Origin of the sequence: Globicatella sp. HMSC072A10 (assembly GCF_001811625.1) — a bacterium.
GTDB lineage: Bacteria > Bacillota > Bacilli > Lactobacillales > Aerococcaceae > Globicatella > Globicatella sanguinis.
Map to the genome: position 1 here is coordinate 23,764 of NZ_KV805614.1, position 13,093 is coordinate 36,856.

Consider the following 13,093-nt stretch of genomic DNA (forward strand, 5'->3'; position numbering starts at 1 on the left):
TCCACCTCCTAGAATAAACTTTCCTCACCAGCAGCTCTAGCTAACTTATTACCCAATGTTATTAAAATTATACTAACAAAAGAGTTAAAAATACCTGCAGCTGTCGCTAAAGAATAATTATTTAAGCTAATCCCAAACTTCAAGACAAAGATATCAATGGTTTGAGACACACTTTGTATTAAACCATTACCTAGTAGGTATTGTACTTCAAATCCAGCATTTAAAATATTTCCTAAATTAATTAGCAATAATATAAAGATGGTCGGTTTAATTCCCGGTAATGTAATATGCCAAATTTTTCTAACTCGGTTAGCCCCATCTATTTCGGCTGATTCATAAAGCTCTTCATTAATCGCTGACATGGCTGAAAGATAAATTATACTTCCCCAACCTGTACTTTTCCAAACATTAGCAAATCCCACTATCCACCAAAAATATTTAGGGTCTGAGAAGAAATTTATCGGTTGATTAATAATATTTAATTTTAATAATAACTGATTAACAATCCCTGTCTCCGGACTTAATACATCCATGACAATTCCTGTTACGATTATCCAAGACAAAAAGTGAGGTAAATACGATACCGTTTGCATAAATTTTTTAGCATGTTTGTTTTTCACTTCATTAAGTAAGATTGCAAAACCAATTGAAAAGATGAATCCTAATGTTAAATTGATAATACTCATGGCTAATGTATTTCTTACAACCCGAAGGAAGGTAGCATCTTTAAATAAGAACATAAAGTTTTCTAGTCCAACCCACTCTTGATTAAAATATCCTTTTCCAGGTTTATAACGTTGAAAAGCCATTACCCACCCTATTAATGGAGCATAGTTAAATGTTAAAATATAAATGACAAATGGTAAGGATAATAGGACTAAATCTTTTTGATTCCAAACTTTTTCAAAAAATGTTTTTTTCTTAGCAACACGATGTGTTTTTATTTGATTAATAGCTGTATTCTCCATACAATAAACCTCCAATCTCTATTAATAAAAATTTAGCCGACGTGAATCTCAAAGATAACACTCGGCTAACATTTAAAGATGATTCTTTGATTAATTTTCGTTTTCCTCTGCTTTTTTAATTAATTCTTGTTCAAGATCATACCTTCTTTGAACTTCTTCTGTTAATGCACTTTCGTAAGCTTCAACATCTACTTGGGCATTATATGCATTCATATAATCTTCCCAATTCTTTTCAAATTTATCTGGTCCATCCATAATTATTTTGGGTAGCCATTGCATCTTAACATCATTCATATTTTGGAAAGCAATTCCCGCAGGATCAGAGCTTGTCCATTTTCCTCGAGCTGTATAAAGTGGGAACCATGGGTGAACAGGATCCTGTTTGCGCATCATTTGGTTGGAATTTTCAACACCATAGGCATCTAGCATTTCTTTATCTATTTCAGACAATGTTTTTCTATATTCAGAAGGTTGCTCACCTGGTGAAACAGTGTTTTTACCATCAGGTAACAAACCAGTATATTGAGGCATGTATCCAAATGGTACTCCATTTTGTTGGACATAGTCAGGGTTTCTCCAATTGTCCCATTGTTCCTCAGTTCGGTAGAACATTCCATCTTCATCAACTAAATAATCTTCACCTTCAACACCCCAACCACGTAAAATCATCCCTTTTTCAGATACCATGTCATCCCACATTTGTAAGATACCTTCTACGTCTTTAGCACTTACGGTGATACCAATACCACCTTGTGTAGATAAAACATCGCCTTCACGATACTGAGGTAGTACATCCGGATTCATTGTTAAACCTAATGGAGCATATGTTAATTCATCTTTTCCTTGTGAAATTAAAGAATCTTCAGCTTGTTGGAAATTCCATCCTTGATCAACCATTCCTAAAACACGACCAGATGACAATTTCGCAATATATTGATCATATTTTGATGTAAATGTTTCTGGGTCTATAATTCCTTTAGAATATTCCTCTGATAATTTTTTGAAATATTGTTTTGCTTCTGGAATTTGATCATAAACATGCGCTGTTTTTGTTTCAGGATCAACGATTGCAGCACCCTCATTTGGATGTCCTGCTAAGAACATTGGTGGATTTTCCAGTGCAAAAGCTCTCCAGTCGTCAGAAATGATTTCAAATCCAATATTTTTTTGTCCATCAGTTTCTGGATTTTCTGCCAAATAGTCTTCGATTAATTTAAAATACTCATCAAGTGTTTTAATTTCAGGATAGTCAGCCCATTTTAAAATACGTTTTTGAATCCAGAATGCTTCACCACCATATTCAGTTTTTGTATCCACATTGCCTTCTCTAACTGCGAATTGAGGAATCGTATAAATATGGCCATCATTATCAGCTTTAATTTTTTCCCATTGAACATCACTTAAAATGCCTTTTAAATTTGGATAATCATCTAAATAATCTTCCAAAGGAATGAATGCTCCAGCATCGATCATAGCATTACGAGCATCTGATGGTTCTACAATATCTGGATACTCACCACCTGCTACCATTACCCCTATACGTTCTTTGGCTGTTTGACCAGTTAACCAAGTTACTTTCACACGCCAACCGAATTCTTCAGCAAACGCATCATTAATACGTGTATTTTCTGAAATTTCAACACCTGGGTTCGCAATAAATGCTGTATAATGTCTTTCTTCCTGTGCTTTTACTGGAAGGGTACTACCAACTGATGCTGTAGTTAAAAGTGTCAATGCTGAAAGTGCTAATTTTTTCAATTTTTTCATCACATTTCCTCCTAAAAAAATTTGCTTTGTAGGTTAGTTTAATAAACAAACTATAATTGCACAACAATCCGAGTAAAGACTTCCTCCTTTCGGGTCCTCGGTAGACTTACTTGAGCCTTAGACTGTTCTTAAGCTTCTGTTTATAGTTTATAATAAACCGTTTCCATTTAAAAGACACAAAACGCTTACAACTAGACAAAATCTGTCATGCTAAAAAACCTACTATTTTACTTCAAGCATTGTGAAGCAAAAGCAACCCTTTACATATTTCTCTTTCTGAATTATATTATAGACATAAGCAAGAAAGGGGTTTATCATGACAGGTTTAGAGAATTATCATTTCGGTCAAGAGATGCAACATCGTGAATATCACCCAACTGACTTAGATTTCGATAAACATATTCATCGAAGTTTTGAACTCTGGTTTTGTGAATACGGCGAGTTTCAAATTTCAATCGACGATCACATTTATACCTTAAAACCAAATCAAATGCTTTTAATATTACCGTTCCAATCGCATGGTGTCCAATCATTTGTAAAAAATCAAGGACATATTTGGATCTTTTCTCCTGAATATATTGTTGATTTTTTCCAACAAGTACAAGGTAAAAAATTTGCTTACCCTATTATTCAATTGTCGGAAAATGACGTATCAGATCTAATGGACAAATTATTTCAAAACGATTCTATTTTTTCTCATAAATGGGCACTGTATCAAATATTGTCTCTTTACGAAAAACATACGAATCTTATTGACTCACAATTGAAAGATTCCATTACAGAAAAAATTGCATCATGGTTTTCTGAAAATTTCGATAAAAACAAGACATTATCCGATTTAAGTGAAGATATTGGGTATAGTAATGATTATTTATCTAAAATTATTGCTTCTACTTTTGAATCGAACTTTTCTCATATTATGAATCAACACCGGATTAATCGTGCATGTTATTTATTATCTAATTCTAGTTATCCTATTACTGAAATTTCAAATCTCTCTGGCTTCCAAAATGTTCGTACATTCAATCGCAACTTTTCAAAAATGATGGATATTACGCCACGTGAATATCGCAATAGTACCTTTAACTTAGAACATACCAACTCTAAAACAGACTTTTATACAGAAGCTTTCTTAAGAACTAATCAAATAAAAAGAAAATAAATTAAGGCTAGGTAAAGAACAAATTACTTGTTGTTACCTAGCCGTATTTTTTGAGTTGGTTTATAATATAAGTTAAATTATCATTACTTCCAACTTTAGTTTCATTATATTCTATCAATATAAAAACCACGATCACTCTTAATCTTTACTGATTTTAAAGTTATTAAACCAATTTCATGTGGTTCAATAATAACTTCAAAATCGTCATCTATTAGTAAATCAGATATTAACTTTGGCTGCGCTCCTTCCTTTATCAAGGTAAGTTGTTCTTTACTCAATGAAGCCGGCTCACCTAAATCATGCCAAACTTTTCTTGGATTGGTTGTTTTGGGATTGACCACCTGGTGAATCATGGATTGCGTTCCTTTCATCCCATTAATCTTAAAATGTATTTTTAAACTTTCTTCTGCAAAATTCCAATAAACAATTCGTACATTTTTGTCTTTATCAGTAGTAATAACCACATTGTTATCACGGTATATACAATTAGGATAAAGTTGTTTAAAGAAATAAAAAGTCCAATAAGTTGGTTTTGGTATATTGCCATTGGCGATAAGACCGAACCCTCCATGAAACGGAGTAAAGGGCACTCCCATCTCTTCAAAGACATCCCCAAAAGTCCAATAGGAATACAACTGAGAGGTATCCCCTAATCGCGACAACAAATATCCAACATAAGCAGCATTTAAATTAGTATCATGTAATGGTGTGTCTGGTCGATATGAGGTATTAAATTCTGTAATATGGATAGGTAACCCTTTAAATTCATCAAAGCTTTCAATTGTTTGACGAGTAACGGTTAATTCCTCCAATGATTCATCGGGGTTTCTTAATGTGGTATAACTATAATGCCCATCCACAGTCGGTTGATCAATGGTATAAAAATGACGAGTAAAATAATCCAATGCAATCTCGCGTTCACGACAGAACTCTAAAAATTTAGGTTGCCAAGTCTCTTCTACTCCACCACATACAGCAGGCCCCCCAACTTTAAATTTTGGATTAAAAGCTTTTATTGCTTTAAAAGTCACTTCAAATAATTTAAAATACTCTTCCATATCGGCATTTTCCCAAAAGCCAGGTAAATTAGGTTCATTCCAAACTTCAATCGGCCAGCTTAAAACGTCGTCTTCTCCATAACGCTCCATTAAATGTTGTAAAGTTACAACAACTAAATCGGTCCATTTTTGATAATCTCTTGGTGGCGTCACTTGGCCTTTCCAATAGAAGACTGTTTGGGTACCAGAAGCTAATTCTTCGGGCATAAACCCTAATTCAAGATAAGGTTTTAAACCTACCTCTTGATAAAAGTCCATGACTAAGTCTAAGTAGGTAAAATTATATTCAACGTGAGTTTTGCCGTCTTTATCTTGATATTCATGATAAATCGCCATATCATCTGAAAAAAGACCATGGCCACGAATATACTTAAATCCAATTGTTTCTTGAACGAATCGTAATTGCTTTTGATAATTTTCTTGCAATGCTAATCCCATCCGTCCGGTTCCAATACATAAATCACTATGATTATTAAATTGGATAACTTCTGACTTCATATCCAGTTCTATCTTCATGAAATTCTCCTCTCAAAAATTTAATTCGATAATGCAAATGGCATCATAGGGTGATGTAATTCGTTATATATATTCACTTCATAAAATGCTGTTTTAGCAAAATTGATTTTAATATCTCGCGAAGGTACTATTGCTGGTGACTCAATAATTATATGATTGGCGATTAAATTTACTTTTACATTTTTATGTGTTATGCCATCAACGATTATTTCTAGTCCATTGATACCATCTGTTATTGGTGGTATAAAAAGTTCCGGTATTTCTTCTAATTCAAATCCATTGTAACTTTCAAAATTGCGTTCCTCTTTGACTAATTGATGACAATGTTCGATTTGGATAATTACTTTTCCGTCTTCAACATTCAGCTTTTTAGCTCGTGGAGCATAAGCAGGTAAAGGATTTCCAAAATCAATGTGGTCAACTAATTGATACAATCTTTCCGCTAATACTTTTTTATTTTTTGGATGAATATCAAAAATATTGCCGACATCTGATGAACTGATTAAGTAATTATCCGGAACGGAATCAGCAATGAGTTCTTGTTGCTCACGTATTTTAACAAACTTGGAACCCTCATTGCCTAACCATTCACCAAACGGCGCAATTTGTACGACATAGAACGGAAGGTATGTTTGCTTTTTATTACGTTCTAACCATGCCTCACGCCACGATTGCACCATCTGTTTGAATAAATTATGATAATGTTCGGCTAAATCACAATCACTCTCACCCTGTTACCATAAAACACCTTTAATGCTAAATCCCGCTATAGGGGCTATCATTTGTTCAAATAAACACGCTGGCTCTTTTACATCTTGAGGACCCACTTCGGTCATTTCTTCATAGGTCAATTCTGATATATTAATCTTTTCACCTTTTACCTCAATCCAATTAGCTAGCTTAGGTTGGGCCGCTTCATCTGCCTGAATTTTTTCTAAAACACTTGGTAAATAGGTATTTTTAATTACATGACTAAAACCTTCATAGTTTTCTCGACTTGATAAAAGTGGTCGAACAGCCTCTTTAATGGCGTGATAACGATCTAAATCTAGGTTAGACACAATTTCATTAAAATTATCCATGTAAAATTTTAATTGTGGATCCTTACCTAAGGCTGCTTTCGGAGTCCAACTAACAGCACTCGTCCCGCCCCAATTACTTGAAACTATCCCTACTGGAATGCCTTTTTCACGCATTTTTTTAGCGAAATAATATCCAATGGCACACATCTCAGGAATGGTTGAAGGTTCAGCACTCACCCAACGATCCCATTGATTCCATTGCTTAAATCCTAATTCACGTTCTCCTTCAAACGAATATTGTCCGACTGTATACATTCTTAAATGTGGGTCCGTGTTCGTTATTTCTTCCTCCAGATGTTGTTCATAACGCATCCAAAATTCCATATTGCTTTGCCCACCTGCTAACCAAATCTCGCCTATATTCACATTCTTTAACTCAATATCATTTACTTTCAATGTAACATTCACTTGTGCAGGCTGTGCTGGAATTAGAATAGAGAAGCTTCCCTTTGATACTTGCTCTTGATAAACCAACTCTTCATTAAATGGACAGATATCGTCTCATCTTGGTCACTCGTTCCAAAGATAGCAATTGGTTTTTCTCTTTGCAGAACCATATTATCTGTAAAAATACTGGCTAATGTTATCAAATTATCACCTCATTTAATGCACGAAGGTAAGTGGACTAGGAGTATAGGCATGGTCACTCCATTGGTCCACTTACCGACGCTAATTTATCCTATTTTTCGATTGAATTTTTTAAATTCAAATAAGGCATCTATTTCTTGCTCTATCTCAGGTGTTATTTCAACTGCTAACGCTTTTAAATTATTCTCTAACTGCTCAGGTTTAGTTGCACCGGTAATCAAACAGGATATAGCTGATTTTCTTAAAGCCCACGCAAGAGAAAAGCTTGCTAAATCAGTGTCTAATCGTCCAGAAATATTTATTAGAACTTCGACTTTTTCTAAATTTTCTTCAGTCAACATCGCTTGTATTTGGTCTTGATAGGTTGCACGTGAACCTTCAGGTATTGCTTGACCTTGACGGTATTTACCTGTTAAGAGCCCTTGTGATAAGGGAGAAAATGGCACAATCCTTACCCCATGGCGTTCGCACACATCCATCATCTCTTGTTCAATATAACATCAAAAATATTATATTGTGGTTGAATCACAGAAATTGGATGTAATCCCTTTTCCTTTATTATGATGAGTGCTTCTAATAATTGAACTGGCGTCCATTCACTCACTCCATAATACAACACTTTGCCTTGATCAACTAAATCACCCAATGATTGTAGTGTTTCTTCTAAAGGTGTTTCATGATCAAACCGATGGCAAAAATACATATCTAAATAAGTAGTTTGCATATTTGCTAATGACTGCTCAATGGATTCAAAGATATGTTTTCTTGATAATCCCCTTCCATTAGCATCTTTTCCTGTTGGGAAAAACACCTTGCTGGACAATACTAACTCTTTACGTGGATACTTTTGTAAAATTCGACCTAAAAATCGTTCAGCTGCACCGCCACTATAAGCATCGGCACAATCATAAAATTTACGCCCTTCGAAATTGCTTAATCAATGGTCGCTTCAGCAACATCTTGAGTTTTTTGGTCACTAACATCAGTCATCCAACTACCAATCGCAATTTCACTAACTTTTAGGCCAAATTTTCCTAACGATGATATCTCACAATTTTCTCCTTTACTTCCTACCATTTACCTACCGGACAACGCTTATGATTTAATGCTGAACGAAACTGATAAAAGCAACCACATTTACTACACGTGTCTTGATTGCGAAATGGACAATTTAGACAAATCTGTTGTCTTTGTAGCCAAACCTCATCTGAGACACGATCCAATTCAAGTGCTAACTGATCTTCAATCAGTTGTGATACATCTATCTTCATTAGTTCTTCTTTGGTTTCACATCCAAAACACGGTCGTTTTTCCATAGGCTAAATCGCTACTTGGACTGTCACAACCGACATTGGCGCTACTTTAACTTCTAATGTTTGATCAAAGATTTGTACTTCTTCCACATCTTGAATTGTAACTGTCTCTGGGTGAGAAAAATCATTATAATCATCCATTTTTTCGCCTTTTATTCCTTTTGCAGAAAGGATTGAATTCGCATTGATATTATCAAAGCTAATGGTTTCATTTTCAGTCAACGAAAAATTACAGATAGAAATAGTCATCACCTGGTCTTTTCTTGAAATGGTATAGGTGATCGTTTCATTCTCGTCACCAAAACTTTCAACAAACTCAGCCTCATGATGTTCTTTATATAAATCAAAAACATGATAAGTAGGTGTTTTAACCATTTCGGCACCTTCTGTCAATACCATTGATTGCAACACATTGACTGTTTGAGCGATATTTGCCATATGTACTCGTTCAGCATGTTTATGAAAAATATTGAATGTAATGGCTGCCACCATAGCATCACGAATTGAATTTTGTTGATATAAGAATCCCGGGTTTGTACCTGGTTCAACCGCTAACCAAGTTCCCCATTCATCCACAATTAATCCTACTCGTTTTTCTGGATCATATTGGTCCATAATTGCGGAATGACGTGTAATTAATTCATCCATATATTGAGCATGTTTAATTAATGACCACCATTCTTTTTCCTCAAAACCAGTTGCTGGACCTTTATCTTCCCACGCACCCGTCATTGCATAATGGTGCAAACTAAGACCGTCCATAAAACGCCCCGCGTTTTTCATTAATACTTCTGTCCAATAATAATCATCTACAGCTGGGCCACAAGCAATTTTATAAATCGGTTGATCTCCATACTGACGAACATAAGTTTGGTAACGGCGATACTCATCGGCATAATACTCAGCGCGCATATTACCACCACATCCCCAACTTTCATTACCGACACCAAAGAATTTCATTTTCCAAGGTTCATCTTGTCCATTTTCACGTCTTTGGTTAGCCATTGGCGATTCTCCAGCCATGGTGATATATTCCACCCACTCTTGCATTTCTTGAACTGTGCCACTGCCCACATTGCCATTAACATAAGCATCACATTCTAATTGCTTAATCAATTCAAAAAACTCATGTGTTCCAAAATGGTTATTCTCTGTTACACCGCCCCAATGGGTATTCACCATTTTTTTACGGTTTTCCTTTGGACCAATACCATCTTTCCAATGATACTCATCCGCAAAACATCCTCCTGGCCAACGCAATACTGGTATTTTAATATTTTTTAGTGCTTCAACGACATCTTGTCGCATTCCGTTCACATTTGGAATTTCAGAATCTTCGCCTACATAAATACCTCCATAAATACAACGTCCTAAATGTTCAGCAAAATGACCATAGATATATTTCGAAATTTTTGGTCCCTTTTTATTAATAACTGTAACTTTCATGTTACGCCTCCTCTTTTATTTTTTGATAAATTCATATGAATCTTCTAAAGTAGCAAATGGTCCTGGATACGGTGTTAAGTCACGATGATTGCCATAGAAATCTTGATTGAAAATAATATCTGTTTCATCGGCACTTTCAAAACGTTGTTCTGGTTCAAAAGCGACTCCTAGCATTTCAGTTTGAATTAAATTAACCTTAAATGCATTCAGATACTCCGCAATGTTTGTTTCTAAAGTATAATGTCCATCGTGCTCGATTAGTTCCAATTTAATAGATTCTTCTAAAATTAATTGATTTTCTTCTTTATCGAAGGCTTCCGCGCCATTTAAATAAACATTACCATTAATCCAAACTGGTAACTTGCCAAAATGAGCATTATGCATTTTCATCATGCTAGGAAACTCATTTTCTAATTCAAAATCTTTTATCCAGTCTTCATATAAAGGATATTCATTAAATAGCGAGGTGCCTGTAACAGCCTCATTTTTATCTTGTCCCCATTTTTGAATAAAGATATTATTGTAAATACGATGATCCCCATGCAAGAAAGTCATAAATCCTGCCACTTCTGTACGATGCCGAATATGGTAAGGGGTATAACGCATATCAATACGTCCATCCTCTAAAGGTGTATCGGTGCCCCCTCCAATAGATATAAATGGTCCAGAACACAAGTTATGAATAATGGCACATCCTTGGGAGGCAATACGCATTGAATGTTTTGATAAGCAAACATTATTGTCAATAATCGTTGGTCCATGACTTACTTCAACAAAAATATCTTGATTTAATTGTCCTTTTTCAATATCACCTTTTGGTGGATGATTATCATGTAGGAAGTTTTGAGTTAAACGCGTTCCTTGAGCTTGCCAATCACACCAAATCCCCATAAAACAATGATGAATATGATTGCGTCTCATTAGAACATCAATGGCCGCATGAAGTTTAATACCTGCGACTTCAGCCCCAATTAATTCCTGCATGATATTTATATGGTGAATGTGATTATCTTCAATTGTTGAGAAGACTGCTCCCATACGTCCTACAATACCGGCTTGCTCACAATGATGAATATGATTATGTCGAACAAGATGGTGTCCAATATTTTCTTTGGTCCATCCATGATATTGACCACGGCAAACAGCATCTCTTTCCATTTGAGTTGGTGTTTTAAGGTGACGATGCGTGAAATACTGGTCATTCTCCGGATCACGATATTTACCTAAGGAAATGCCTACACATTTACTATGACTCACTTCACAGTCTTCAATGACCCATCCTTTAGACCAATGCGGGCCAATTAAGCCATCTTGGAAGGATGCCGGTGGAGCCCAAGTGGTAGCCGCCATTTTTAATTTAAATCCAGATACTTGAATATAATTTCGACCTGTTTCTTTAGGCATGAAGACTCTTCGTCTAACATTTATTTCAACATTTTCCTCATTAGGGTTCTTGCCATGAAAATTTGCGTAAATTTCAGTATATTCCCCATTTTGTTTTGTATACCATTTGTAAATTGATTTTTCAGGTTCCCAAGAACGTTCGTCCACTTCACCTTTAAGACAACCTTCTAAACTTTGAACTTCATAGAAAGTGAAATCATTCATATAAACAGCTCCGGTATGATTAATTGCAGGTCCGAAATACCAATCTCCCCAAACTAATGTCGTATAGGGATTATAGTCACCAAACGTATCATTATGAAGGGATACTTTCCAAACATTATCTTGATAGGGTTCCCAGTTTGTAATACGTTCAGCACCTGAAATAATAGCACCTAAAGGTTCGGTTGAGCGATAGATGATGGGATTACCCTCTTCGCCGCCATTAACGGGACTAACATATTCACGATATAATCCTGGAGCCACTAAAACCTCATCTCCAGCAACCGCAATTTTAGCAGCATCGTTAATATGCTTGAATGGTTTTTCTTTCGAACCATCCCCATCATATTTTGCTCTAGCATTGACATAAATTAACAAGTTATTCCTCCTAACATTTTATTACTATACAACTCATCATCTTTATACTATAATAAATGAAAGCGTATAAAAATATCCATTTTGAACAACTTGGAGGAAATATGTATCCTAAACAAACTCAATTAAACAATTTGTTATTTAGTCAACTTAATCCAGATGCCGTTCCATCATCTGAAAATTCACATCTGCATCTTAGTCACAAACCTAATACTGATTTAGTTATTTATGATATTTCGATGCCCTATTTAATTTTATACCAGGCTTTATATCCAACATTAAATCGAAGTATCTATTTTGAATTTAGCGAACAACACAAAAAGCAGTTCATTTCAACCTATGAAGCTACTACTCAAACCGAGATGCCCATGCATTCACACGACTTTTATGAGTTAACGATTGTCTTGTCTGGAGAATGTAAAATGAAAATCGAAAATGAAATTGTCAGTTTTAAAGCTGGAGATTGCTGGTTTGGTAATAAGAATATTCATCATAAGGAATTCATGGATTGTGAACTGGAAATTGTCCAATTTCTGTTTAAGGAAGAGTATATCATCGAAATTTTTGATAATAACTTAGCCTATAATGAAGAAAATATTCCCTCATCTTTAAGTTCATTTTTTTCGAAATTATTCCATCGAAATAATAAAAATCCATTTTATAATAGTAAAGAATATGTTGACATTCGTATTAAAGATTTTCAGCATTTGACAATAATTCATCAATTTATTAATGAATTGATGACAGAACTATTGTTTGGTTATCATGGTAAAAGCCATATTATGAAGGGACTAATATGTAAATTATTTTATTTTTTAGAAGATAAAGCTGTTTTTAATATTGAAACCCATCTAGCGCAATTAACTACGGAAGAACACATTTTGTTTACGATAGCTTCTGCCTATAAAGATAAAATGGGCTTATTTTCTCGTAAAGAAATAGAAGAGTTAACGGGGTATAATGGTAATTATGTCGCTAGAATTGTCAAAAAAAATACCGGGATGAGTTTATTAGATTACGGGAAAATCTTTTTATTAGAACACGCTCGACAGCTCTTAATTAACACCAACCTTAGTGTTCAAGAAATTGTAGAAAAATTAGGTTACTCGAATCGTTATTATTTTAATCGTATCTTTATTGAGCGCTATCAGGTCACACCATCTGAATTTAGAAAACTCAATCGCATGAAGAGTAATTAATATATACCATATAT

Annotated in this window: 13 protein-coding genes and 1 pseudogene; 2 read left to right on the forward strand and 12 right to left on the reverse strand. The window is 34.7% G+C overall.

Annotation, left to right across the window (positions count from 1 at the left end; all coding sequences use genetic code 11):
- Window positions 1-8: 8 nt before the first annotated feature.
- Together HMPREF2811_RS00285 and HMPREF2811_RS00290 are read right to left on the reverse strand one after the other, a co-directional pair.
- Complete coding sequence (locus HMPREF2811_RS00285) at window positions 9-968, reverse strand: ABC transporter permease (protein ID WP_066124267.1); 960 nt, start codon at window positions 966-968, stop codon at window positions 9-11.
- 90 nt (window positions 969-1,058) lie between these two features.
- The gene (locus tag HMPREF2811_RS00290; protein WP_071407602.1) at window positions 1,059-2,735 is read right to left on the reverse strand and encodes an extracellular solute-binding protein; all 1,677 of its coding nucleotides are present in this window, start codon (window positions 2,733-2,735) and stop codon (window positions 1,059-1,061) included.
- A gap of 316 nt (window positions 2,736-3,051) precedes the next feature.
- On the opposite strand from HMPREF2811_RS00290, the gene HMPREF2811_RS00295 reads away from it, so the two are divergent.
- A complete protein-coding gene (locus HMPREF2811_RS00295) occupies window positions 3,052-3,897 on the forward strand; it encodes a helix-turn-helix domain-containing protein (protein WP_071407603.1) in 846 nt (281 codons plus the stop codon).
- Window positions 3,898-4,001: 104 nt separating this feature from the next.
- On the opposite strand, the gene HMPREF2811_RS00300 is transcribed toward HMPREF2811_RS00295, so the two are convergent.
- The 10 genes and pseudogenes from HMPREF2811_RS00300 to HMPREF2811_RS00330 all read right to left on the reverse strand — a co-directional run bounded on the left by HMPREF2811_RS00300 (window position 4,002) and on the right by HMPREF2811_RS00330 (window position 11,883).
- A complete protein-coding gene (locus HMPREF2811_RS00300) occupies window positions 4,002-5,471 on the reverse strand; it encodes a GH39 family glycosyl hydrolase (protein ID WP_071407604.1) in 1,470 nt (489 codons plus the stop codon).
- Window positions 5,472-5,491: 20 nt separating this feature from the next.
- Window positions 5,492-6,151 carry a hypothetical protein gene (locus HMPREF2811_RS00305; RefSeq protein ID WP_066124263.1) on the reverse strand — a complete coding sequence of 220 codons (660 nt, stop codon included), beginning with the start codon at window positions 6,149-6,151 and terminating at the stop codon, window positions 5,492-5,494.
- 54 nt (window positions 6,152-6,205) lie between these two features.
- Window positions 6,206-6,877 (reverse strand): C-type lectin-like domain-containing protein, encoded by a 672-nt coding sequence (locus HMPREF2811_RS00310; protein ID WP_141749217.1) that lies wholly within the window; start codon window positions 6,875-6,877, stop codon window positions 6,206-6,208.
- Between the two features lie 104 nt (window positions 6,878-6,981).
- Window positions 6,982-7,143 (reverse strand): hypothetical protein, encoded by a 162-nt coding sequence (locus HMPREF2811_RS11300; RefSeq protein ID WP_157064752.1) that lies wholly within the window; start codon window positions 7,141-7,143, stop codon window positions 6,982-6,984.
- Between the two features lie 84 nt (window positions 7,144-7,227).
- Complete coding sequence (locus HMPREF2811_RS11815) at window positions 7,228-7,614, reverse strand: aldo/keto reductase (RefSeq protein WP_169792661.1); 387 nt, start codon at window positions 7,612-7,614, stop codon at window positions 7,228-7,230.
- Window positions 7,615-7,619: 5 nt separating this feature from the next.
- A pseudogene (locus HMPREF2811_RS11820) lies at window positions 7,620-8,003 on the reverse strand (aldo/keto reductase); the annotation flags it as partial.
- Between the two features lie 71 nt (window positions 8,004-8,074).
- Window positions 8,075-8,218, reverse strand: coding sequence for a hypothetical protein (locus HMPREF2811_RS11675; RefSeq protein ID WP_157064751.1), 144 nt, complete (start codon window positions 8,216-8,218; stop codon window positions 8,075-8,077).
- Window positions 8,212-8,457 (reverse strand): DUF6171 family protein, encoded by a 246-nt coding sequence (locus HMPREF2811_RS00320; protein WP_066124260.1) that lies wholly within the window; start codon window positions 8,455-8,457, stop codon window positions 8,212-8,214. The genes HMPREF2811_RS11675 and HMPREF2811_RS00320 overlap by 7 nt, the downstream gene beginning before the upstream one ends.
- A 3-nt stretch (window positions 8,458-8,460) precedes the next feature.
- Entirely contained in the window at window positions 8,461-9,900 is a 1,440-nt protein-coding gene (locus HMPREF2811_RS00325; protein WP_066124258.1) for an alpha-N-arabinofuranosidase, read from the reverse strand.
- A 15-nt stretch (window positions 9,901-9,915) separates the two neighbouring features.
- A complete protein-coding gene (locus HMPREF2811_RS00330) occupies window positions 9,916-11,883 on the reverse strand; it encodes a right-handed parallel beta-helix repeat-containing protein (RefSeq protein WP_071407605.1) in 1,968 nt (655 codons plus the stop codon).
- 101 nt (window positions 11,884-11,984) lie between these two features.
- On the opposite strand from HMPREF2811_RS00330, the gene HMPREF2811_RS00335 reads away from it, so the two are divergent.
- Window positions 11,985-13,079, forward strand: coding sequence for a helix-turn-helix domain-containing protein (locus tag HMPREF2811_RS00335; protein ID WP_066124253.1), 1,095 nt, complete (start codon window positions 11,985-11,987; stop codon window positions 13,077-13,079).
- Window positions 13,080-13,093: the final 14 nt, after the last annotated feature.

Excerpts from the sequence above, each read along its gene's own strand:
- HMPREF2811_RS00285 (WP_066124267.1), bottom strand. The coding sequence starts at position 968 with ATGGAGAATACAGCTATTAATCAAATAAAAACACATCGTGTTGCTAAG.
- HMPREF2811_RS00290 (WP_071407602.1), bottom strand. The coding sequence starts at position 2,735 with ATGAAAAAATTGAAAAAATTAGCACTTTCAGCATTGACACTTTTAACT.
- HMPREF2811_RS00295 (WP_071407603.1), top strand. The coding sequence starts at position 3,052 with ATGACAGGTTTAGAGAATTATCATTTCGGTCAAGAGATGCAACATCGT.
- HMPREF2811_RS00300 (WP_071407604.1), bottom strand. The coding sequence starts at position 5,471 with ATGAAGATAGAACTGGATATGAAGTCAGAAGTTATCCAATTTAATAAT.
- HMPREF2811_RS00305 (WP_066124263.1), bottom strand. The coding sequence starts at position 6,151 with ATGGTGCAATCGTGGCGTGAGGCATGGTTAGAACGTAATAAAAAGCAA.
- HMPREF2811_RS00310 (WP_141749217.1), bottom strand. The coding sequence starts at position 6,877 with ATGGAATTTTGGATGCGTTATGAACAACATCTGGAGGAAGAAATAACG.
- HMPREF2811_RS11675 (WP_157064751.1), bottom strand. The coding sequence starts at position 8,218 with ATGGTAGGAAGTAAAGGAGAAAATTGTGAGATATCATCGTTAGGAAAA.
- HMPREF2811_RS00320 (WP_066124260.1), bottom strand. The coding sequence starts at position 8,457 with ATGGAAAAACGACCGTGTTTTGGATGTGAAACCAAAGAAGAACTAATG.
- HMPREF2811_RS00325 (WP_066124258.1), bottom strand. The coding sequence starts at position 9,900 with ATGAAAGTTACAGTTATTAATAAAAAGGGACCAAAAATTTCGAAATAT.
- HMPREF2811_RS00335 (WP_066124253.1), top strand. The coding sequence starts at position 11,985 with ATGTATCCTAAACAAACTCAATTAAACAATTTGTTATTTAGTCAACTT.